Source organism: Herpetosiphon giganteus, assembly GCF_016907925.1.
Lineage (GTDB): Bacteria > Chloroflexota > Chloroflexia > Chloroflexales > Herpetosiphonaceae > Herpetosiphon > Herpetosiphon giganteus.
The window spans coordinates 1-22,544 of the sequence record NZ_JAFBCZ010000002.1 but is presented as its reverse complement, the minus strand read 5'-3'; the positions used below and the strand labels follow the sequence as shown (position 1 = coordinate 22,544).

The following is a 22,544-nucleotide window of genomic DNA, read 5'->3' as shown; positions in this document are numbered from 1 at the left end:
GCTCCTAGAAGGCATACATATAAATCAAGGCCAACAGCACCACGCCACCAAAGATGTAGGCACCGTAGTCTTGAATCTTGCCCGTGGCCGATTGACGCACGCCGTCACCCACCGTAATCGTGCCTTCGCCAATATCGTCGGTGACGGTATTCAGCGAGAAGTCGTCGATGATGAAGTTGAGGCGGCCAATGAACAAGGTCACCAAGCCAGTCAAGTTAACAACCCGATCAACCACGTGGCGGTCGATCCAGTTCAGCAACCAGCCTGCGCCGTAGGTCAGGGCAATAAAGGTTTTATCGTAAATCTGGTCGATGTAGAAGCGATTTTCCAGCGCCGTCCAGATTGGCCCCAAAGCGCCAGCCAAGGGGTCGCGATCGTTGGCATTTTTGAAGGCGTTGCGATAGGTCAAGACACCTAAGCCAGCCCCAACCAAAGCAACCGCCGTGGCAATCCCTGCCACCATATAGCTAGGATCAGGAATCTCACCACCTGGGTTCACATAGTCGCTAAACCAGTGAATGCCCAAGAAGCCTGCGTTGACAAACCCAGCAAACACCGCAAATAAGCCCAAGATCATCAACGGAATCGTCATCGAACGTGGCGATTCGTGGGGATCATGCGCTTCGTGATGGTGGTGATGGTCGTCGTGGTCGCCATGGCCGTGATCATCATGCCCATGCCCGGCAGCCACAACAGCTTTACGTGGTTCGTAGCCACGGAACTTGCCAAAGAACACCACGACAATTTGGCGGGTCATATAGAACGCCGTCAAGAAGGCAGCAGCGGTCAATACGCCATACACCACGTAATGGTGCTTGATAAAGGCATCAAGGATAATTTCGTCCTTCGACCAGAACCCAGCAAACGGTGGAATCCCAATCAAGGCGAAGAAACCAGCCATATAGGTCAAGAAGGTAATTGGCATGAATTTGCGCAAGGTACCCATGTTACGAATATCTTGAGCTTTATCAGGATCATGGCCAACTGTTGCTTCCATGCCGTGGATGACCGAGCCAGAGCCAAGGAACAAGAGCGCTTTGAAGAAAGCGTGGGTCAGCAAGTGGAACAAGGCTGCAACCCAAGCGCCAATCCCCAACGCCGCCACCATGAAGCCAAGCTGCGATAAGGTCGAGAAGGCCAGAATGCGCTTGATGTCATATTGCGCCACCGCAATCAGGGCTGCGAACAAGGCCGTGAATGCACCAATAAAGGCGACCACTGGCAGCACATCGCTCACCGCAAAGATTGGGAAGGTCCGAATGACCAAGAACACCCCAGCCGCAACCATGGTTGCAGCGTGAATCAGCGCTGAAACAGGCGTAGGGCCTTCCATCGCATCGGGCAACCAAACGTGCAGCGGAAACTGCGCCGATTTGCCGACCGTGCCAAGGAACACCAAAAACGCCATCAATGAAGCAGCGCTAACCCCAGGAATCAAGCTCGCAGCAGTTTTGATGCTTTCCAAAAATTCGCCGTTGTAGATTTGGCCTGCTTCGTGGCCGAAGGTCAGCGAGCCAGATTTGTTGTAGATGTACATCATCCCCAACATCATGCCCACATCACCAATCCGGGTGGTGATAAAGGCTTTTTTGGCAGCTTCGCGGGCCGAAGGCTTGAAGAACCAGAAGCCAATCAACAAGAACGAACACAGACCCATCAACTCCCAGCAGATAAAGAACAGCAATAAGTTATCTGCCAGCGTCATTCCCAGCATCGAAGCGGTAAACAACGCAATATAGGAGAAGAAACGCGATTGGCGTTGGTGGCCGGCGGGGAATTCGTCGTGAGCCATATAGCCCACTGAGAAGAGGTGAATACACCACGCAGCCAGTGTGACCATCGCCAACATCAGCACTGTAGCACCATCTAAGCGATAGCCAAAGTTGAAAAACCCTGAGCCATCTGGTGCCCATGCAAACGATTTATGATAGAAATTCCCAAATGTTGGAATTGCGGTTTCCGCATGGCCACCTTCACTCGCTGGTTCTTGACCAGCTTCGGCAGCAACACTCGTAACCAACGGAGCACTAGGGAATCCTTCGCTGATCGATTGTGCCAAAACACCCCAGGCAATCACCGTAGCCAGCCCAAGCAACACTAACGCCGTGGTATACGACGCTTTGCGCGAGCGCCCAATCGGTGGCACGAGGGTGATCAACACAAATGCTGCCAATGGCAGCAGCGGAATCAACCACGCAAGATCAAAAAACGGCATTGATCAGTCCCCTACTTCGGGACGAATTGCAAAGGGTGGTCAAAGTGGTTCACACTCTCGCCGGCCTTTGCAATCCGTCACTATCCTTTAAGTGTATCTATTTCGTCAGCGTTAATCGTCAGGCGAGCGCGATAGATTGCAATCACCATTGCCAAACCAACCGCCACTTCAGCAGCGGCAACTGCGATGGTAAAAATTGCAAAGATCAAGCCAGCCGTGCCAGTTGGTTGTAGGTAGCGCCAGAAAGCAACTAAATTAATGTTGACTGAATTCAACATCAACTCAATCCCCATCAGCATCCCCACGATGTTGCGCCGCGAGAGCGCCCCAAACAGGCCGATGCAGAACAATCCGGCAGCGAGGGTAAGCACCCACACTAATGGGACAGAACCAACCATCGTTTTCTCCTTATGCCTGTTCGGAATCGAGCAGAATAACCTTGCCTTCGGCTTCGCGAGGCACAACCGCGCCTTCAGCATCCCGTGGCTCGACAATTCCGCGTTTTTTCAACGCTAGTTCTTCGGCCAAGGTCAGCACCCGACGGCGGCGAGTTCGTTCTTCATAGGCAATGACCACTGCCCCAATCAAAGCCATCAGCAACAAGACTGAAACAACTTCGAATGGCAAGAGATATTCGCCCATAAACGAGCGCCCAATTTCGGTCGCGGTCGCAACTTGCAAGCTATTGGCGGCTCCATCAACCGGAGTTGGGCCAACTTGAGCCAGTTTTGCTGCTTCTTCCCAGGTAGCGCCGTGCTTCCAGAGGGTTGGCACAATCACTCCGAATAGCCCCAAAGCAATTAAGAGGGCTACCCACCAGCGCTCAAACACCACGCGCACACCTTCACCAGTAACTTGGCGTGTGAGCATGATAGCAAACAATACGAGGATTGAAACAGCCCCCGCATAGACCAAAATCTGAACAACTGCTAAAAATTCAGCTTCCATCAGCAAATAGAGCGCTGCCACCCCGATAAACGAGGCAATCAGCCATAATGCTGAGTGGATGATGTTTCTCACTGTCACGACCATAATGCCCGAACCGAGCGTCAGCAGCGCGATGACAATAAAAACACCTATCGCAATCGGGTTCATCAAGCTAGTCCTTCCGTATGAAGGATGGAGCAATCGCCCCATCCTTCACGCTTGCGCTTTACGATAATCCAAGAGCAAGTTCTTCGTCGGTTGTGTATAAGTGTTTCTGAACGTTGCGGTTGGTCAGGCGCATAATCAGCGCCACAGCTCCCGCGTTGATCAACAGGGTCAGCACAATTGCAATCGCCAAACGACCCCAGTTGGTCGCATCAGCAGTGCTTGGTGCGCCAAACCATTCGGTCAATTGTGGCCATTGTTGGTCCCAGCGCAGCAAGGCTACCCAGAACGAGGCGCTCAAAATGTTGACCAAAACCAAGGGCAGCAAGAACTTCCAAGCAAAGCTCATCAGTTGGTCAACCCGCAAGCGTGGTACAGTCGCACGGATCAACACCATCACAAAGAACAGCGCGAAGGACTTGAGCAGGAAGTAGACGAGTGAGAGCAAACCGCCAGCAATGCCACCAAGCGCATCAACGCCCGGCCCATTGCCGCCACCAAGGTACAAGGTTGCGGTGACAAAACAGACGGCCAAGTTGCTCATGTAGTTTGAAAGATAGAAGACCGCAAACTTCATGCCGCTATATTCGGTCATATAGCCTGCAATAATTTCCGAGTCTGCTTCGGGAATGTCGAAAGGTGTCCGTTCGCCTTCGGCCAAACTAGCCGTGAAGAACAAGGCAAAACCCAACAAACCCACTGGCGAGAAGACATACCAGCCCAAGCCAGCAAAATCGTTTTGGGCTTCGACAATCTTTTGCAACGACATCGAGCCGGTCATCAAAACCACCGGGATAATCGCCATAACTTGGGGAATTTCATAGCTGATCAGTTGCGCAACCCCGCGCATCCCCCCAAGCAAAGCAAATTTATTGTTGGAACCCCAACCGGCCATCATCATGCCAATGCTGTGCAAACCGCCAGTAGCGATCACAAACAACACCGCTGCGTTCAGATCGACGGGGAACATACGCCCCCACGGAATGACCGCAAATGACAGCACAGTTGCCCCCAGCATCACGACTGGAGCCAAAAAGTGCACAATTTTATCAGCATCGCGTGGCGTTGCATCTTCCTTGGTCATCGTTTTGATGGCTTCGGAAATTGGCTGCAACAACCCTTGCGGGCCGACGCGGTTGGGGCCGCGGCGGTCTTGCATATACGAAATCGAGCGCCGTTCATACCACGTCAGGAACATCATGCCAACTGAACCGCCCACGAGAATGAGGGTCACTTTAATGATGCTGGCAATCAGAACACTCAGCCATGATGCAAAGCCTAGTTGTGTTAGTGCATCAGCCATCGATTATTCTCCTCGTTCGGCACGTTTCGCAGCGCGAATTGCCTCAAGTTTGGCACGTTTGTCTTCTGACATGTTTTGGCCAATCGCCGCAACTGGGCCAGTTGGGGCAGCGCTTGCTGCTGCTGGCGCGGCGGCCACGGCTTCAGCTACTGGTGCAGCTTGGGCGACTGGCGCAGCATCTGCCGCACCGCCACCACGCTTGGCAGCATTGGCGGCCCGAATTGCCAGCAACTTGGCGGTTTTGTCTTCCGACATGTTCTTGCCAATTGCGGCCACAGGGCCACGTGGCTTGGCTGCGCCTGCTGCTGGCGCTGCGCCTGCTGCTGGAGTTGCAGCAGCGGCGACTGGTGCACCACCCTTGATCTTTTGACCATGGTCGCGACCAATATCGCCTGGGCGACGTTTGATATTGTTTTGCAACTTCTTCATTGCTTGTTCTTTGACATCCGACCACATGGTTGGCGCAATCGTTTCGTAATAGGAAACGGGGCGCAACAAGCGGTTGTAGTCTACGTCAAGCTCTGGGTGGTTGGCAGTTGATAATTCAAAATCGTGATCCATTTTGATTGCATCAAATGGACAAACTTCAGCACAGTAGCCACACGACATACAGGTGTCGTATTCCAAAACAAATTTGGCGGCGGCTGGCACTGGCTTGCCGGTAGCAGGATCTTTAGCTTGGGTAATGTGAATCACCTGAGGAGGGCAGATCCGCTCGCATTGGAAACACGAAGTACACAATTCATGGCCAGTCGCATCATCGTAGAGCAAAATTGGCATATTCCGATAGGCCTCTGGCATTGCCAGGCGCTCTTCGGGATACTGCACGTTGAATTGGCCTTCGGTATCGGCGCGGTCGCTGTTGGGCTTGCCAAACAAGGCTTTACGGAATTTGCGAAACACAATTCCCAAGCCTTTGGTCATGCCCTGACCAGCCCGAAAATCCGCGTCATTGCGTTCAACAACAAACACGTCTTCAGTTGCTAAATGGCTCAACGTCATCGGTCCACCTCGCCCATCACGATATCGATACTACCCAAGATAACCACAACGTCGGCAATCGTGTAGCCCTTGCACATATCGGCCAAAGCCGAGAGGTTGATGAATGATGGAGCGCGGACTTTATAGCGATAGGCGCTGCCCGTGCCATCACTCACCACATAGAAACCTAGCTCGCCCTTGGGTGATTCGACCCGGGCATAGGCTTCGCCAGCAGGAGCTTTGAGGCTTTGTTGCTTCACTTTAGGATTGATAAAGCCGCCAGTTGCATCGGGCAATTGTTCGAGCGCTTGCTCCAAAATTTTGTACGATTCGCGCATTTCGGCGATCCGCACTAAGAAGCGGTCGTAAACATCGCCCACTGTGCCAACTGGCACTTTGAACTTGAAGCGATCATAAACGGCGTATGGCTCGGCTTTGCGAATATCGTAGGCAACGCCTGAACCACGCAAGACTGGGCCAGTCACGCTATAGGCCAGCGCCAAATCTTTGGGCAACACACCGATATTGCGCGCGCGCGCCAAAAGAATTTCACTATTGAGCAGCAAGCCTTCAAAATCGTCGAAGTAGTGCGGCAGACCCTGCATCAACTTCTTCAATTCAGTGATGAACCAATCGTCGATGTCGCGTACCACGCCACCAAAGCGGCAATAGTTACACATCATGCGAGCACCCGACACATATTCAAACATGTCGAGAATCTTTTCACGTTCGCGCATACCCCAGAGCAATGCAGTTTGCCACGCGCCCATGTCGCCGAGCATAAAGCCCATTGCGGTAGCGTGGTTCAAAATTCGCGAAAGCTCATCCATAATGACGCGAATATATTGGGCACGTTCAGGCACTTCAACGCCGGCAAGCGTCTCAATCGTACGGGCGTAGGCATGGTTGTTGACCATCGAGTTGAAGTAATCGAGGCGGTCGGTGAAGGGCATATTTTGCAAATAGGTATTTACTTCACCAAGCTGCTCGTGATTACGGTGCAAATAGCCAAACACTGGTTTAAGGTCAACCAAGGTTTCGCCATCGACAGTAACAAGCATCCGGAACACACCGTGAGTTGAAGGGTGCTGAGGACCAATATTAATTTGCAGTTCTTCAGTCTTTAGCATTGACTATTCTCCCGTGACGTGGGTATATTTATCGCCAGTCTTGGGGAAGTCTTTCCGCATTGGAAAGCCCTTAAACTCATCCCACATATAAATCCGTGCCAGATTTGGATGGCCAGGAAACACCACGCCATACATATCGTAGGCTTCGCGTTCTTGCAAATCGGCACCAGGCCATGTAGGCGTTAGCGATGGAACAATGCACTCTTCAGGGCTACGACCAATCCGCACACGCACCCGTAGGTCGGGGCCTGCCTCAGCAGCGTTATAGAATTGATACACCAATTCAATGATGCCATGATTGAGGTAATCGACCGCAGTGATGTTGGAAAGCAAATCGTAGCCAAATTTATCACGGACGAAATGGGCAACCTCGACAATCGCCTCAGCCTTAACCACTGCGTCGAAATCGAGCAGCACGGTTTGGCCTTCGCCATGGGCTTCTGCTTGGTCGGTTGCTTGGGTATCCCAACGGCTATCGAGCACATTGGGCAATTCGGTTTGCAGGATCGAGCGCAGTTCGCCTCTAGCCAGCAATGCCATGGCCTACCTCCTCGATCGTTACCGTGCCTGAACGTAACATTGGCTTGGGCTGATTGCCTTCCAAGGCCTTGGTTGAAGCATCGCGTTCGCCTTTGCCACCCAAGGCTGGGCTAACGAACGGTGCCATTCTGGGCGTGCCGCCAACTGGATCGGCAGTGCCAGGGATGCCCGCAACTTCCAAGCCTTCAGCGCCAAAGACCGGAATTGGAAACTCATTGACCACGCCTTCGTCATCGCCATACCAGCGCACTTGTTGCAGCGCTTGGACATCGATTTGGGCTTGCAAGGTCATCAACGAGTGCAACAACGCTTCTGGCCGTGGTGGACAGCCTGGAATATACACATCAACAGGCACATATAAATCAACCCCGCGCACCACGTTATAGCCATCGCGGAAGGGGCCACCAGAGGTCGCACACGCTCCCATCGAAATCACATAGCGCGGTTCGGGCATTTGGTTAAACAAACGAACAACCTGTGGCACCATTTTCTTGGTCACAGTTCCAGCAACGATCATCACGTCAGCTTGGCGGGGTGAGGCGCGAAAGAGTTCCGAGCCAAAGCGCGAAATATCATAGCGCGAAGCTGCTGCAGCAATCATCTCAATCGCGCAGCAAGCTAACCCGAACTGCATCGGCCACACCGAAGAGCGGCGACCCCAGTTGTACAGCTTATTGATGGTCGTAAACAGCACCCCCTGCTGCTCAAGATCCATTTGCGTTTGTAGATCAGACATACGCCCTCCGGGCAAATTGGTGAATTGAAGTAGGCCAAGGCCTAGCGCAGCCGCGCCGCCTCCGCGCCGTCACGCCCCTATTCGTCGTTTAGATCCACTCAAGTGCGCCTTTTTTCCAGGCATACACCAAACCGATGGTCAGAATTGCTAAAAAGACCACCATTTCAAAGAGCGCAAACAAGCCCAGTTGCCCATAAGCCACTGCCCATGGATACAAAAAGACCGTTTCGATATCGAAGATCACAAAGGCCAAAGCATACAAGTAGTATTGAACTTTGAACTGGACCCAGATGTCGCCAATCGCCTCCAAACCACACTCGTAGGTCGAAAGTTTAACCTGTGTTGGGCGATTTGGTCGTAAAAAGGACGACAGCACCAGAGGCAAAAGCGGAAAGGTAATCGCGGCAACCGCGAAGATTCCGATAAACGCATAGTTTGTAAGCATAGGTCGGTCTCCTAGTGATGCCCGTTACAAACACACAAAGAGCGAGACGGGTAGCCCCAGTACTCGCTGTACACAATTGCACTAACACCGTGCAGCCATTGCGAAGTATATCACAGGCAGATTAAACTGACAAATAACTTTCACCCCTCAAGAGGTCGTTTTTAGCCCTTTATAATCAGCTATTTTTGAAAAATTAAATTATGTCAAGTTCTCATCTGGGGCGTTAGCAAGCAGCCAGCAATGGGGATTTTCGGGCTAAAAAAGGGGCAGCAGCATCAAGCCAAGCTCAATGCTGCTGAAGGCACTTAACGGGAGAGTTTAAGCTCAATCCGACCAATCCGAATGATGTCGCCATAGACAATCGGGGTCGGGTCGGCTACTTCTATGTCGTTGATAAAGGTGCCGTTGGTCGAACGCTGGTCTTCCAGCCACCAACTATCGCCGCGCCATTCCAACAAGGCATGTTCCGAGGATAAAAATGAGTCGTTCAGGGCAACATCACTATCAGGCCGCCGCCCAATCATATTCACTGCGCCAAGCTCAAAGGCATAGCCGCGCTGCAAGCCAGTATCGCCGCTCGACATGACAATCAGTTTGCCATACAAATTTTGCGCCGCGCCCGCCAGCACGCCCGCACCACCAGTTCCTGTGCCAACGACCTGCAATTCGCGCCGAATAACCCGTACTACCTGATATAAAAAGAAGTACAAGAAAAAGATCACGCTAATTCGTAACAGCAAGATCACAAAATCAAGCGTAGCACTGGTGATGCTCTGACCCATTTAGGCCTCCTCAAAACGCAATTCCAAACCACCAAGCGACACAATATCGCCGTTGCGCAGTTCCCGTTCTTGCACCGGATCACCATTGACAAACGTGCCATTGGTCGAACGCACATCGCTAATCCAGAAGCGCCGCGCCCGATAGCGCAGTTGGGCATGCTCGCGCGAAACCCGACTATCTTCAAGAATCAGATCGTTGTTCAAGCCGCGACCCAAATTGGTCACCGATTTTTTAACCGGAATCCGGTGTTCGCCTTGGTCAGTATACAAGATTAAGTTGGCTTTCGGCGGGGTTGGTTGGCCGCTAATCGCTGCACCGGTTGGCCCAATCATCTGGGTGCTACCGCCAAGATGGGCTGGCGCTTCGCTGATTTGGCCATCGATCATAATCGAGCGTTGCTTCACCGCCGGATCAGCGACCAACTCCACATTCGGATGATGCACCATCGTAAAACCACGCTCACGCGCTAGCTCGGCTAAATAGCGAGCCATTTCATGCTGCAAATTGGTTTTAACCGGCTCAAACGCTTTGTAATCGTCAGGGTGCAAGTGTGCTTTATAGGCATTCGGCACCAAAATCCGATCCATACTAATCGTTTGTTGGCTTTCCATCGCCCGTTCAAGGCGCTTGCCAATTTCGGCTGGTTGAATTGGGCTGCGAAACAAGCGCGCCACATTGCCTTCAACCATACCTTCCATAAATTGTTCAAAGCGTGATAATGCACTCATCGATAATCCTCCGTGCGCAGGAGACTGCTACGCTGACATCTGCGAGAGATCAAGGAGCAATTGCTCAATCGCCGCATCACCACGTAGATGAAAAACCAATTTATTTGCTCTGGCTTCAGCCAAACGCGCCAGCGTCCTTGGCCGCCGAACTCGTGGATACGTCCAAACAAAATCGAAGGCAACCCAATCAAGTTTTTCTGGGCAATCTGCCGCCAAATCAGGCCGCGAACGTCCATGATAGATAATGCGGCGTTTGATTACTCGCCACAAGCAGCGCAAACGCGGCTGATCAAGAAAAATCACGGTGTCAGCATACGGCCAGCGTTCATCAAGCGTGCCCGTATAATTGCCATCCATAATCCATTGTGACGCTTGCACCAATTCACGTTGTTGCGCTCGGAACGCTTCGCGATCTGGCTCAACCCAACCTGGCCGCCAAAAATAGCTATCAAGATGAATGACTGGCAACTTTAATACAGCGCCAAGTCGCTTGGCTAGCGTACTTTTGCCCGAACCCATTGAGCCAAAGATCAAGATGCGCTGCATGCTTTTCACTTGGTCGGCTCCTTGACCGCCGCCCCCAAATACGAAGGCTCTAAGCTGGTCAAATCGTCGCGTTCGCCTGCTTGCAGCCGATTCCAAGCCAGCTCGGCAACAAAACCAGCCCGCCGCAAACCAACTGCTGGCGATGGAATCACCACTCCAGCTCCGCGCGCTTCGTTGATTGCCAAAGCCAAGCGTGGGTCGACATCGCCGCAAACCAAGGCCAATTCAGGAATCGCCGCCAACAGTTCATCGCGCGAAACATTGCGCTCTTGGCCAATCCGCGTCCAAGCGCGGCGCAAGCGAAATTCAGCCATGGCATAGCGATCGCGGCCAAGTTTGATCACCGCCACCACGCTGCGCCCAATCCGTTGATGCGGATAGGCCAAGGTTTCAAGGCTGCTAATGCCGAGCAAGGGCAAATCGTGGGCCAAGGCTAAACCTTTGGCGCTGCTCATACCAACCCGAATGCCGCTCCACGAGCCAGGCCCAACCGAAACGGCAACCCCAGTTAATTCAGCAGGAGTCAGATCAAGGTTGCTCAGCAACTGTTGCGCCATTGGCAAGAGCTGGGTTGAATGACCACGCCCAGCAAACCAATTAGCTTCTGCACGCAATCCATTGGCATCATAAATCGCTACGCCAGCGGTGTCGGTGGCGGTATCAAAGGCAAGTAACATAACAATCTCAATCTAGCAACACAGACAATAAGCCTGATCTATTTACCACGCAAACGCTGAATTAATTGCTTATAGCGCTCGCCATGCGGTTTGAGCCGCATCATGCGTTTGGTTTCGGCCAAGTGATCGATCCGAATTTCCAAATATTCGCTGGGCAACGAATCAGCCACGCGTTCAGCCCATTCGATCACACAAATGGCGCTATCGTCCCATAATTCTTCCAACCCAATCGAATCGAAATCCTTGGCATTGCCCTCAAGTCGATACAGATCGATATGGTGAATCCGAGTGCGGCCATGGGTTTTATCGGCAGTATAGTTATTGACTAAAACAAAAGTTGGGCTGGTAACGTCTGCTTCAGGGATACCAAACGCGCTGGCAATGCCTTTGGTCAAGTGGGTTTTGCCCACGCCAAACGTCCCAAACAACAGCACTAAATCGCCAGCATTTAAGGCTGCGCCGATTTGCTGACCAATCCGCACCGTGTGGGCTGGCCCATGGCTCACCACATCGATGCTATCAGGCTCTAAAATGGCAGGAATACGTGCTTTCATAGGCTCAATTGTAGCATATGCTGGCTGAAAACGGGCATCATGCCAATTGCCATGCTGGCGCTGTTGCATGCCACTGCTCAAGCCAATTTATCCCAGCTGAGCATAGCGCAAAAATACCAACCATATGCTGATATTTTGCTGAAACCAAACAACGATTATGTTCAGACAATCTTCTAATAGTGGCCTACTATATTTTTAACATCGCTCTGCTATGCTTAGCGTAGTTACAACTGAATAGGGAGGTTTCGCAACCATGAATTTGAATATTTACACCGAAAAATCACGTGCGGCTATCTTTGATGCCCAAAGCATCGCATCTCGCAACGGCCAAAGCGAAATCACACCAGAACATGTGCTCGTGGCCTTGCTCGAACAAGCTGATGGCGTGGTTCCGCAAATTATCACAAAAATGGATCGCGATCCGCAAGCCTTGGTTGCGGCGCTCAACGACGAAATTCGGCGTTTGCCCCGCGTTAGTGGCACGCAAATGCAGCCTGGCATCGGCCAACGCTTAGATCAAGTTTCGCAGACAGCCGAAAATGAAGCCAAAGGCATGGGCGATGAGTATGTTTCGACCGAACACCTGTTGCTTGGGCTGGCTGGCGAGCGCGCCAAAGGCCCAGCTCAGCGTTTGCTCACGTCGTTTGGCATTACCAAAGATGCAATTCTCAAAACCTTAACTGCCATTCGCGGGAATCAACGAGTTACCGACCAAAACCCTGAAGGCAAATATCAGGCGCTCGAAAAATATGGTCGCGACTTAACAACCTTGGCTCAGCGCGGCAAGCTTGACCCAGTAATCGGACGCGATGAAGAAATTCGGCGCACGATTCAGGTGCTTTCGCGGCGTACCAAAAACAATCCAGTGCTCATTGGCGAGCCAGGCGTTGGCAAAACCGCCATCGTCGAAGGCCTTGCTGCACGGATTGTGCGCGGCGATGTGCCCGAAGCATTGCGCAACAAACGCTTGATCGCGCTCGATTTGGGTGCGTTGGTTGCTGGCGCAAAATTTCGCGGTGAGTTTGAAGAACGGCTCAAAGCAGTGCTCAGCGAAGTTACCAACGCCGAAGGCCGCGTGATTTTGTTTATCGATGAGTTGCATACCGTGGTTGGTGCAGGCGCAGCCGAAGGCTCAATGGATGCCTCGAATATGCTCAAGCCAGCCTTGGCCCGCGGCGAATTGCACACCATCGGCGCGACGACGCTTGATGAATATCGCAAATATATTGAAAAAGATCCAGCCTTGGAGCGCCGCTTCCAGCCAGTGTTGGTCGGCGAACCAACCGTCGAAGATACAATCTCGATTTTGCGTGGCTTGAAAGAACGCTACGAAACGCATCACAACGTGCGGATTACCGATGCAGCGATTGTGGCCGCCGCAACCTTATCCAACCGCTATATTGCCGATCGCTTCTTGCCCGACAAAGCAATTGACTTGATCGACGAAGCGGCTGCTAAATTGCGCATGGAAATTACCAGCGATCCGGTTGAACTTGACGAGATCAAGCGCAAACGCATGCAATGGGAAATTGAACGCGAAGCTTTGAAACGCGAAAAAGATCCTGCTTCCAAGGAGCGCTTGGAGCGGCTCGAACGCGATTTGGCCAACTTGCGCGAACAACAAGCAGTGCTGGATACCAAGCTTTCGAGCGAGCGCGGCGCAATTAACGCCATCGCTCAATTAAAAGAAAAAATTGACCAAACTAAGGTCCAAATTGAGCAAGCCCAACGCCAATACGATTACAATCGCGCCGCCGAATTGCAATATGGCACGCTCAATACCTTAGAGCAACAATTGGGCGAAGCAGAAGCCAAAGTTCGCGATATGCAAGAACATGGCATGCTGCTCAACGAAGAAGTATCCGAAGAAGATATTGCTCAAGTTGTCGCCAAATGGACGGGTATTCCGGTTTCCAAGCTTTTGGAAGGCGAGCTACAAAAGCTAGTCAAGATGGAAGAACGGCTGCATGCCCGCATTATCGGCCAGCACGAAGCGGTCAAAGCAGTTTCCGATGCAGTGCGCCGTTCGCGGGCAGGCTTGCAAGATCCCAATCGGCCACTTGGTTCGTTCCTCTTTCTTGGGCCAACTGGGGTTGGCAAAACCGAGTTGGCACGGGCCTTGGCTGAATTTTTGTTCGATGACGAAGCAGCCATGGTGCGGATCGACATGTCGGAATATATGGAACGTCACGCCGTGGCCCGCCTGATTGGTGCACCTCCAGGCTATGTTGGCTATGAAGAAGGCGGCCAATTGACCGAAGCCGTGCGCCGTCGCCCATATAGCGTGGTGCTGTTCGATGAAATTGAAAAAGCCCATCCCGATGTGTTCAACACGCTGTTGCAATTGCTTGATGATGGTCGCTTAACCGATGGTCAAGGCCGCTTGGTCGATTTCACCAATTCGGTGGTGATTATGACCTCGAACATTGGCAGTAGCCGCATTCAAAGTTTGGTTGATGATGAAGAAGCGATGCGCGAAGCAGTGATGGAAGAACTGCGCGACGAGCTACGCCCAGAATTCCTCAACCGGATTGATGATTTGATTATCTTCAAACCATTGACCCAGGCTGAAATCAAGCATATTGTTGATATTCAGGTTGATCGGCTGAGCAAGCGTTTGAGCGAACGCAAACTCAAATTGGTCTTGAGTGAAGCAGCCCGCCAACATCTCGCCCAAGTTGGCTATGATCCCGTCTTTGGGGCACGGCCACTCAAACGGGCTGTTCAAAGCGAGCTGCTCAACCCACTCGCCTTGGAAGTGCTCAAAGGTCGCTTCCCAGCTGGCACAACCGTCAGCGTCGATGTTGATGCAGGCAAACTGATTTTCAACTAAATCAATTAATCAATTCGACTTCGCCCCCATCATGAGCTTGATGGGGGCTTTTGTTGGCGCGAAAAATGCCCTATACTAGCCGCATTCAGCCAATTATCGCTGGAGCAGCCTATGCCCTTTCGTCGTCCGCGTCGAGGGCGGATCAGCCCTCTTCGACGTAAACAAGGAGTTCCTGTGGCCGAAACAAGTCTAGAGAACATTACTGCCGCAGCCGATGGCTTGCAGATGATGAGCGAAACCGATGCGCCCTTCACACCCTATACATGGGATGCGGCGACCCCATTCAGCCCCGAAGCACTCGCTAATGGTCAGCCGATCCAAACCATTAGCCTTGAGCAATTCTTTAAAAATGCTACTACTCCCCAAGACGGGGATGGTGAGGCTGAAAAAGCTACAGTGAGCCAATTTCAGAAGTTGGTCGAAGTGCTCAAGGCCGAATTAAGCGACATTCAGGTCTATCGGGTGGGCGAAATTAATATCGATGCCTATATTTTGGGCAAGGATAGTGCTGGCAACGTGGTTGGCCTAAAAACTCAGTTGGTTGAAACTTAGGCTAAAAACCACTGCACCAAAAATGGTTTACAACGTCGCCGCAGCCGATCACGCAAATTGTACAGCTCGTTGGCTTGCAACCCAAGCTGTTTGGCCAAGGCAGTAATGTTGTTATCCTCGCACAACAAGGCATACCAATACTGCTGGGCAATCAGATACAGCGGATCATCGACCATCGCGTGAACTTCAGCCGCCATATGCCGTTGAAGTTCACAGCGCTCCACGTGTTCATGCGGCAAAAGGTCTGGTGAGGCAATTGTATCGCCTAACTCACGTTGACAGTCTCGGCCATTGGTTTGGCTCAGGTAGTAGGTTTGATCTTGCGGTTTTGGCGTATACACATTGGGACTTTCGTGAATTCTGCGGCCACCAGATCCACCCAGTTTTTTGGCGTTTTTGGCCCGCCACCAGTGAATAATTGCCCGCTCGGCAATGGTGTGGATATAGCTGCGTAAGCGGGCTTCAAAACGAAACTGTGGCAACGAACGCTTCACATTCTCGTAGGCTACCAAATCGGGCGAATGCTCGCATAATTGTGAGCCATTGCCCAACGAGAAGCGTTTGCAGCGATACCAGCTGAGGATTTCATCCATAATTGAAACCCAAATTAACTCGTGATGGGGATGTTGTGGATCGCAAGCAGCGGCAACGGTGGCATAATCGTGATAGACATTGATAACAATATCAGGATATTTGGCTGGATTTGAGGCGGGGTTGCGTTGCAAAATTTCACAACTGCGCTGGCAAAGAAGCTGACATCCTGCCCCATCTAATTGCCAACCATGGTGTCGATTCAATTGGCTTACTATATCTCCAATAGCATCAGCGTACATACTCATATACTGCTCCCGTCTTAGTCATTAAGACTAACGGATTCAATAACTAGAAACAGCTGTACTGCATAACAAAAGGTAGTGCAAGGATGCATTGCAGAACACGGCGGTAGAGCGTGAAGAATCCTGCGGCGATACTGCGTATTTGGGATAATCTAGCTCCTTATTTCAATGATTTTAATAAGCCAAAAGACAATTGGTGAACAAAATGACGGCAACAATTGATAACAGTTACTATGGATAGAGCTATTAAATCATGATCTCTTTAGCTGTCACAAGTAGCCATAAGGACTTATTTTGGATAGGACTAAGTGCTAGGTATTGAGTAGTCGCAACAAGCTTTCTACGCGCTTCAAAAGGAACTAGCCCAAGATAGGCTTAATAAACTATTAAAAAGTGTTAGAGTTAATCATTAATAAAACCTTTAGCCGCACTCACCCTGATTGCAAGAAAGCAAAGCTATGCCTGAGCAAGCACCCCTCAGCTGGAAAGCCCGTGGATGGCGCTGGATTAAGCAGTGGTGGCAGGATATTGTCCATGGCGCTGATCCATTTGCGACCTTAACTGCAATTTTGGCCTTGTTTACTGGGCTAATTGGCATTATGGGCGCGTTCAATCTGGATTATGGCGGCGCACCAACAGGCGTTATCTTGCTCGATTTTGGGGTGGCGCTCTGTTTGGGTGGCTTGGCGTGGTGGATGTTTCGCCAGCCGAGCGCAATGTGGCCGCGCTGGATTGTGGTGAGTGTGCTAACCTTGGCCTGTTTTTATGTGCTGGCTACAATTCCTTCAGATGCGGCAGTGGTCGTTTTGACCATGTTGCCGATTTTGATGGCAATGTTAGCTAGCCGACGCTGGTGGCCAATCGCCTTTTATCCGCTCTCCGTGACGATTGTGGCCTCGCTGCATACTGGTGGATGGCAGGTGTTTACGCCAGCAATTATTGCATTTAATATTTTGGAGTTTTTGATGCTTTGGGGCGTAACCTCGCAAGCTGTGCAATTTGCCAAAGCGCGGGTAAAAACCGAAGCTCAACTCAGCAAAGAGCAACAAGTTCGCCAATTTATGCGCTTTTTTCAGCACGAATTACGTTCATATAGCAATAGTCTTGATGTGTTGCTGCCAATGCTCAATCAACAGCTTAGCGAACGCCCAACGCCTGAGCAATCGGCGATTCAGCCGCAAGAATTGGTGAGCGTGCTGCAAAGCACTGCCGATTCGATTCGTCAACTAACAACTGAATTGCTGGTGCTGACCCGCGAAGGCCAATTGCTGCCCCAACAACGCATGCCGATTCAACTTTTGCCCTTGCTGCAAAGCGAACAGGCCGAAAGCCAAGCAGAAATGCAACGCCATGGCCTCAATTCAACAATTCAGATCGATTGCCCTGCTGAGTGCATTGTGATTGGCGATGCACTTTTTTTACGCTTAGCAGTGCATACAATTTTACAAAATGCTATTGAGGCCTTGTTGCGCTACCCCGACGAAGGCCAAATTTTTATTCAGGTCGAGCAATCTGCGCAACAAACCACAATCGATATTTATGACACAGGCAAGGGCTTTTCCGCCGATTTACTCGAACATCTGAATCAGGCCCAATCGTTAAATCAGGCCTTGGGTTGGACAACCAAAATCGGCGGCAGTGGCTTGGGCATGCCCTTGATTCGCCATGTCGCGATGCTCCACGGTGGCACTGCGCACTTTATGAATCGGCCAGAAGGCGGCGCACAGATTAGGCTGGCGTTACCACAGGTTTAGCCAACGTCAGCCGAAAGACCAATGGCGCGCCAAACGTTGTCCACATCCCAATAATCAAATAGCGCAATCCATCAGCCAAGAGCGTTTCGGGCAACATGCTTTTGAGCACAGCCCGCAGCACAAACACGACACTAATACCAATAATAATTTTAATTAATTGCCGCCACCAAACGCTGCGCACTTGAAATTGCGCATAGCGCTGTTGCAAACCCAATGTACCCAACGAGCCAGCCAAAAAGCCCAGCATTTTGACCCGATCAGCGCCAGAATCGAAGAATAAGCCCAATAAACAAATCGCAGCCAAGCCCAAGGCCAAGCGTGCTTGGGTTTTGGTTGGCAAAGCGCTAATCAGCGGCGTAATGTAAATACTGGCAACCACAATCAAGCTGCCAAAAAACCAACCACCAAGCACATCAATTGGCCAATGCACGCCCAGATAGAGCCGTGAAAAGCTCACCAACCCAATCATCAAGCCTGCCAATGCCCAAACCCAACGCTGGCGCAGCCACAACCCAACAAACGACCAAAAAACCAAGGTATGTTGCGCATGGCCACTGGGAAACGACGGACTCCACGAGCCATCGGGATTAAGCGCGGTCTCCTTGGCAGCTTCGCTTAGCGGGAAGCGCTCTGGATAGGCAGCGGCTGGGCGAACCGTATCAAATATATCTTTGAGCCAGGCATTGGTATAAAACGAACCAAGCAACATCAGCAGCAAGCGCACACCCAAGTTGATGCCAACACACCAAAAGATAATTGGACCCAACAACAGGTAAAAATCCTCGCCGCCAATGTTAGTTACCCATAAAAACAGCTGATCCAGCACTGGAGTACGCCATTGCTGCAAGCGTTCGAGCAGATCAAGTTGCATTGCCAACCTCACTAGCATAATTGGTGCAATTATACGTTAACTAAAACCGGCTCCTTGGCAGCAACCAAGGAGCCGGAGCACTGGACGGGTAAAGGATTTTAGCGACGTGGGCGAGCCAAAGTTGGGGTGATTTTCACGCCCCGAATTTGGGTGCGACCAAGCGCAGCCAACACGCGGTTGGCGGCATCGTCTGGTACATCGACAAAAGTGAAGTTATCGAAAATGTCGATTGCGCCGATTGCGCGGCCTGGCAAGCCAGATTCGTTGGCAATTGCGCCCACAATATCAGCAGGACGCACGCCTTGTTCGCGGCCAATATCCACAAACAAGCGGGTCATGCCTTCTTCGCGGAACGAGCGGCCACCGCTGTTGCGATCGCCATTGCGTGGGCCACGGGCTGCACGATCGCCACCGCGATCGCCAGGCCGTTCACCGCCACGTTCGCGGCGGTCGCCACGACGACCATTATCGCGGCTATCGCGGCGATCGCCACGGCGGGCATCGAAGGTTGATTCGTCTTCGACCATTTCCAATGGATCTTCGGCGGTCAAATCTGGTTCGCCGAGCATCATTTTGAAGGCGGCAGCGGCCAAATCGGTTGGCGAATATTGTTCGGCCAATTCTTCGGCCAAAACCAAGTATTGCTCCAAACCACCATGCTCGTTGTGTTGCTCAATCAACTCGCGCAAGTTGTCCTTGAAGGCTTCGCGGCGGCGAGCCACCACGTCGGCAATCGTTGGCAAGCGCAAGCGTTGAATTGGCGAGCCAGTCATGCGCTCAATCGTGCGCAATTGGCGGCGTTCGCGAGGCGTTACCAAGGTAACGGCAACCCCTGAACGGCCAGCCCGACCAGTCCGGCCAATGCGGTGTACATAGGCTTCTGGATCAAGCGGAATATCGTAGTTAATTACGTGGCTGACGTGTTCGATGTCCAAACCACGAGCAGCTACGTCGGTTGCAACCAAGATTTCAACTTGTTCTTCGCGGAAGCGTTTCATCACGCGATCGCGCATTGCTTGGCTCAAATCGCCGTGCAACAATTCAGCGCCATAACCACGAGCCAACAATTTTTCACCAAGCTCATCGACCATCGCCTTGGTGCGGCAGAAAATAATCGCCGAGGTTGGCATTTCAAGGTCGAGGATGCGGGTCAAAACTTCAAATTTATCGCGTGCGCCAATTTCGTAATAGACTTGGCGAATTTGGGGCACGGTCAATTGTTCGCGCTCAATCGTCACCATTTGAGGTGATTTCAAGTATTTGCGCGCCAAACGGGCGATTTCATCAGGCATGGTTGCCGAATAAAGTGCAGTTTGGCGATCTTTGGGCGCGCGTTCCAAAATATATTCAATATCGTCAACAAAGCCCATGTTGAGCATTTCGTCGGCTTCGTCGAGCACCACGGTGCGCACGGTTGAAAGATCAAGCGTGCCACGCTCCATGTGATCCATCAAACGGCCAGGCGTGCCAATCACAATATTAACGCCGCGCTTCAAAGCTCGCAATTGGCGATCAATTGGTTGACCACCATAGACTGGCAAGGCGCGAATGTTCAAATATTTGCCATACGCTGAAATAGCATCCGAGACTTGGACGGCTAATTCGCGAGTTGGGGTCAAAATCAAGGCTTGAACACCCATGGCCTTGGTGTCAATCCGTTCAATTGTTGGCAACGAAAAAGCTGCTGTTTTGCCAGTGCCTGTTTGAGCTTGGGCGATAATATCGTTGCCACTGAGCATCAAACCAATACTTTGGGCTTGGATTGGGGTTGGTTCTTCATAGCCAAGTTCAGTAATTGCCCGCAACGTCGCTTCGCCTAGCCCAAGTTCCGTAAACGTAGTCATTAAAAAGAATATCCTTTCGGTGAATGTAGGGTTAACAGCCCTTTGCTGTTACCGTCCCGCAGCGTGCGGAGTCGCCCTAACCCCCCGAATTGGCAAGCAAGCGACGCGCACGACACAAAAAACGCGGGGGCTATACCGCCCGCGTTTTCGTTCTCTGCTTAGCGTTAGATCTGATTATAGCACGCTTTTTGGATTATGCCAAAACGTAGATAGCTGCATCTTATTAATTTTTCATCTGATTGAGCTTCATTTTATGTAAAATTCGAGCTGGGCCAGCCATGGCGTTTGAATCGCCTGATCTGCTGCTTGTTCCAACAATAGTTGGCCATCGGGCTTAGCTTGTTGCCAGCGCGCAAGCGCATAGAGATAGGCCAATTGTGGCTCAGCTGAGGTTGCCTGATAGAGTGGAGCAATTAGTTGCTCGGCTTCTGCAGGCAGCGCACATTGCAAAGCAACGCTGGCCACCACCCGCCGCGCTAAATCATCAACCGCACTCTTCAAGGCTTGGCGCGCATACTTCAGGCCACTGCTACAGCGGCGCAACGGCGTGTTGATATAAAAATTGGCAGCTTCTAAGGCCAACGTACCACTCATTGGCCCCGTGGCAATTGCTTGATCGTAGGCGGCGGCAGTGCCATTAAAATCAGCTTGGCTTAGGCTAAGCGTTGCCGCAACAAGGTAATTTTCGCTGCTGCCTGGCTCCAAATTAACTGCCTGCTGCAAGGCGGCAACGGCCAAATCGGGCTGGCCACTACTGGCGGCAATTTTGGCTTGAGTTCGCGGTAAGGTTGCAACGTTGGGCCATTGAGCTTGAGCAGCCTCAATCAAAGCCAACGCAGTTGCACTATCGCCAGCGCTCCAATGGAGTAAGGCCCGTTGATTGGCTGCAAAACTCGCCATGGAATCGTTGGCAGGAATTTGGCTCAGCAAGATGTCGGCAGCCTGCCAGAGACCTTGTTCGCTCCATAAACTGGCCACCCCAAGCATGCGTTGGGCTGAATTTTGGGTCGCAAGTTGCTTCAATCGATCAAATCGTTGCTGCAATTGCCATGGATTTGCCAATTGCAGGCCGTTGGCTTGGGGCTGAATTTGGGCAACGAGGCTTTGGGCAAGCTGCGGATCATTGGGCAATGCCAGTTCAGCGCTCCGCAACCAAGCCCAATTGTGCCATGGCTGCTGCAAACCTTGGGCTTGATTCAATTGGTTGGTTGCGCTAATGAGATCGCCGCTACGTAACGCTATTTCTGCCCGTAGCACATGGCTCCATGGCGTGACTGCCAAGGTTTTAAGGGTTGATTGAACTGACGCTTGATCGCCGCGTTGCAAGCCAGCCCACCCGTAGAATTGCCAAGCTTGTTGATGTTGTTCGAGGCTCAATGGCTGGCGAAACACGGCGATCAGTTGATCGTGCGCTGCTTGCCACTCGCCACGAGTCAAATACAATTCAGCAAGTAGCAGTTGGTTGGGAACACTGGGCTGGGTTGCGATCAATTGCTGATAGAAGTGGGTTGCTTGATGCCATTTGCCAGCTAAACGTGCTTGAGCCGCTTGGCGCACCAAACTTGGTGGTTGCTGCACCAGCCATGCCAACCCGAGAGTGATAATTAAACTTGGCCCAAGCCAACGCCAAATCCGTGCCACATACGCCTCCACAACAAGACTTAGCGTTATTATCCACGATTTTATATGATTGGGGATCGGTTGTTGGGAGTTGGGGATCGGGTTTGATCCACGAAGAGCGCGAAGATGAGGCTATGGACTTTTGGCTATAGAACATCAGAAAAAAACAACGCAGAAACAATCCACAAAACAACTATTAGGGGGTGCTGGGGGATGAAAACCCCCAGCGTTTCCCTCCGGCGGAGGGACGGAAGGGTGGCGAAACGAATTTAAAGCAATCAGCGATTAATAAAAATGAAACCACGAAGAGCGCGAAGAACGCAAAGGGAGTGTTAACACAGCGGCGCAGAGAAAGTGAGGCTATGGGCTTTTGGCTGTTGGCTAGCGGACATCGGGGGAAGAGACAACCCAGAAACAATCCACAAAACAACTATTAGGGGGTGCTGGGGGATGAAAACCCCCAGCGTTTCCCTCCGGCGGAGGGACGGAAGGGTGGCGAAACGA

Annotated in this window: 22 protein-coding genes; 4 read left to right on the top strand and 18 right to left on the bottom strand. The window is 51.7% G+C overall.

Annotation, left to right across the window (positions count from 1 at the left end; genetic code table 11):
• Nucleotides 1-4: 4 nt before the first annotated feature.
• The 14 genes from nuoL to tsaE all read right to left on the bottom strand — a co-directional run bounded on the left by nuoL (nucleotide 5) and on the right by tsaE (nucleotide 11,730).
• Nucleotides 5-2,215: an NADH-quinone oxidoreductase subunit L gene (gene nuoL / locus JOD20_RS01720; protein ID WP_204753618.1), complete on the bottom strand. Its 2,211-nt coding sequence runs from the start codon at nucleotides 2,213-2,215 to the stop codon at nucleotides 5-7.
• An 80-nt stretch (nucleotides 2,216-2,295) separates the two neighbouring features.
• Nucleotides 2,296-2,613, bottom strand: coding sequence for an NADH-quinone oxidoreductase subunit NuoK (gene nuoK / locus JOD20_RS01715; protein WP_054536607.1), 318 nt, complete (start codon nucleotides 2,611-2,613; stop codon nucleotides 2,296-2,298).
• 10 nt (nucleotides 2,614-2,623) lie between these two features.
• Nucleotides 2,624-3,310 carry an NADH-quinone oxidoreductase subunit J family protein gene (locus JOD20_RS01710; RefSeq protein WP_204753617.1) on the bottom strand — a complete coding sequence of 229 codons (687 nt, stop codon included), beginning with the start codon at nucleotides 3,308-3,310 and terminating at the stop codon, nucleotides 2,624-2,626.
• A 58-nt stretch (nucleotides 3,311-3,368) separates the two neighbouring features.
• The gene (gene nuoH / locus JOD20_RS01705; RefSeq protein WP_204753616.1) at nucleotides 3,369-4,610 is read right to left on the bottom strand and encodes an NADH-quinone oxidoreductase subunit NuoH; all 1,242 of its coding nucleotides are present in this window, start codon (nucleotides 4,608-4,610) and stop codon (nucleotides 3,369-3,371) included.
• A gap of 3 nt (nucleotides 4,611-4,613) precedes the next feature.
• Complete coding sequence (locus tag JOD20_RS01700) at nucleotides 4,614-5,612, bottom strand: 4Fe-4S dicluster domain-containing protein (RefSeq protein ID WP_204753615.1); 999 nt, start codon at nucleotides 5,610-5,612, stop codon at nucleotides 4,614-4,616.
• Nucleotides 5,609-6,721, bottom strand: a complete 1,113-nt coding sequence (locus JOD20_RS01695; protein WP_204753614.1) for an NADH-quinone oxidoreductase subunit D — start codon at nucleotides 6,719-6,721, stop codon at nucleotides 5,609-5,611. Before JOD20_RS01695 ends, JOD20_RS01700 begins: the two co-directional genes overlap by 4 nt.
• Nucleotides 6,722-6,724: 3 nt before the next feature.
• On the bottom strand, nucleotides 6,725-7,261 hold the full coding sequence (locus tag JOD20_RS01690; RefSeq protein WP_204753613.1) for an NADH-quinone oxidoreductase subunit C: 537 nt from the start codon (nucleotides 7,259-7,261) through the stop codon (nucleotides 6,725-6,727).
• Complete coding sequence (locus JOD20_RS01685) at nucleotides 7,245-7,997, bottom strand: NADH-quinone oxidoreductase subunit B (protein WP_204753612.1); 753 nt, start codon at nucleotides 7,995-7,997, stop codon at nucleotides 7,245-7,247. Before JOD20_RS01685 ends, JOD20_RS01690 begins: the two co-directional genes overlap by 17 nt.
• Nucleotides 7,998-8,085: 88 nt before the next feature.
• Complete coding sequence (locus JOD20_RS01680) at nucleotides 8,086-8,442, bottom strand: NADH-quinone oxidoreductase subunit A (RefSeq protein WP_054536600.1); 357 nt, start codon at nucleotides 8,440-8,442, stop codon at nucleotides 8,086-8,088.
• Nucleotides 8,443-8,747: 305 nt separating this feature from the next.
• Nucleotides 8,748-9,224 (bottom strand): FHA domain-containing protein, encoded by a 477-nt coding sequence (locus tag JOD20_RS01675; protein WP_012192498.1) that lies wholly within the window; start codon nucleotides 9,222-9,224, stop codon nucleotides 8,748-8,750.
• A complete protein-coding gene (locus JOD20_RS01670) occupies nucleotides 9,225-9,953 on the bottom strand; it encodes an FhaA domain-containing protein (RefSeq protein ID WP_054536599.1) in 729 nt (242 codons plus the stop codon).
• 27 nt (nucleotides 9,954-9,980) lie between these two features.
• Nucleotides 9,981-10,499 (bottom strand): P-loop NTPase family protein, encoded by a 519-nt coding sequence (locus tag JOD20_RS01665; RefSeq protein WP_239583688.1) that lies wholly within the window; start codon nucleotides 10,497-10,499, stop codon nucleotides 9,981-9,983.
• A gap of 5 nt (nucleotides 10,500-10,504) precedes the next feature.
• Nucleotides 10,505-11,176 (bottom strand): tRNA (adenosine(37)-N6)-threonylcarbamoyltransferase complex dimerization subunit type 1 TsaB, encoded by a 672-nt coding sequence (gene tsaB / locus JOD20_RS01660; protein ID WP_204753610.1) that lies wholly within the window; start codon nucleotides 11,174-11,176, stop codon nucleotides 10,505-10,507.
• 38 nt (nucleotides 11,177-11,214) lie between these two features.
• Nucleotides 11,215-11,730, bottom strand: coding sequence for a tRNA (adenosine(37)-N6)-threonylcarbamoyltransferase complex ATPase subunit type 1 TsaE (tsaE, locus tag JOD20_RS01655; RefSeq protein WP_204753609.1), 516 nt, complete (start codon nucleotides 11,728-11,730; stop codon nucleotides 11,215-11,217).
• A 39-nt stretch (nucleotides 11,731-11,769) separates the two neighbouring features.
• Between tsaE and JOD20_RS01650 the strand changes: the two genes are divergently transcribed.
• From JOD20_RS01650 to JOD20_RS01640, 3 genes are all read left to right on the top strand, one after another.
• Nucleotides 11,770-11,907 carry a hypothetical protein gene (locus tag JOD20_RS01650; RefSeq protein ID WP_204753608.1) on the top strand — a complete coding sequence of 46 codons (138 nt, stop codon included), beginning with the start codon at nucleotides 11,770-11,772 and terminating at the stop codon, nucleotides 11,905-11,907.
• A 76-nt stretch (nucleotides 11,908-11,983) separates the two neighbouring features.
• On the top strand, nucleotides 11,984-14,563 hold the full coding sequence (gene clpB / locus JOD20_RS01645) for an ATP-dependent chaperone ClpB (protein ID WP_204753607.1): 2,580 nt from the start codon (nucleotides 11,984-11,986) through the stop codon (nucleotides 14,561-14,563).
• A gap of 174 nt (nucleotides 14,564-14,737) precedes the next feature.
• Nucleotides 14,738-15,115, top strand: coding sequence for a nuclease A inhibitor family protein (locus JOD20_RS01640; protein WP_204753606.1), 378 nt, complete (start codon nucleotides 14,738-14,740; stop codon nucleotides 15,113-15,115).
• Here the strand turns inward: JOD20_RS01640 and JOD20_RS01635 are convergent.
• A complete protein-coding gene (locus tag JOD20_RS01635; RefSeq protein ID WP_204753605.1) occupies nucleotides 15,112-15,840 on the bottom strand; it encodes a hypothetical protein in 729 nt (242 codons plus the stop codon). The genes JOD20_RS01640 and JOD20_RS01635 overlap by 4 nt on opposite strands.
• A gap of 569 nt (nucleotides 15,841-16,409) precedes the next feature.
• Here JOD20_RS01635 and JOD20_RS01630 point away from each other — a divergent pair.
• Entirely contained in the window at nucleotides 16,410-17,705 is a 1,296-nt protein-coding gene (locus JOD20_RS01630; protein ID WP_204753604.1) for a sensor histidine kinase, read from the top strand.
• Here the strand turns inward: JOD20_RS01630 and JOD20_RS01625 are convergent.
• From JOD20_RS01625 to JOD20_RS01615, 3 genes are all read right to left on the bottom strand, one after another.
• A complete protein-coding gene (locus JOD20_RS01625) occupies nucleotides 17,680-18,576 on the bottom strand; it encodes a phosphatase PAP2 family protein (protein ID WP_204753603.1) in 897 nt (298 codons plus the stop codon). The two genes, JOD20_RS01630 and JOD20_RS01625, sit on opposite strands and share 26 nt — an antisense overlap.
• A gap of 98 nt (nucleotides 18,577-18,674) precedes the next feature.
• Entirely contained in the window at nucleotides 18,675-20,420 is a 1,746-nt protein-coding gene (locus tag JOD20_RS01620; RefSeq protein ID WP_204753602.1) for a DEAD/DEAH box helicase, read from the bottom strand.
• Nucleotides 20,421-20,666: 246 nt separating this feature from the next.
• Nucleotides 20,667-22,061: a hypothetical protein gene (locus JOD20_RS01615; RefSeq protein WP_204753601.1), complete on the bottom strand. Its 1,395-nt coding sequence runs from the start codon at nucleotides 22,059-22,061 to the stop codon at nucleotides 20,667-20,669.
• Nucleotides 22,062-22,544: the final 483 nt, after the last annotated feature.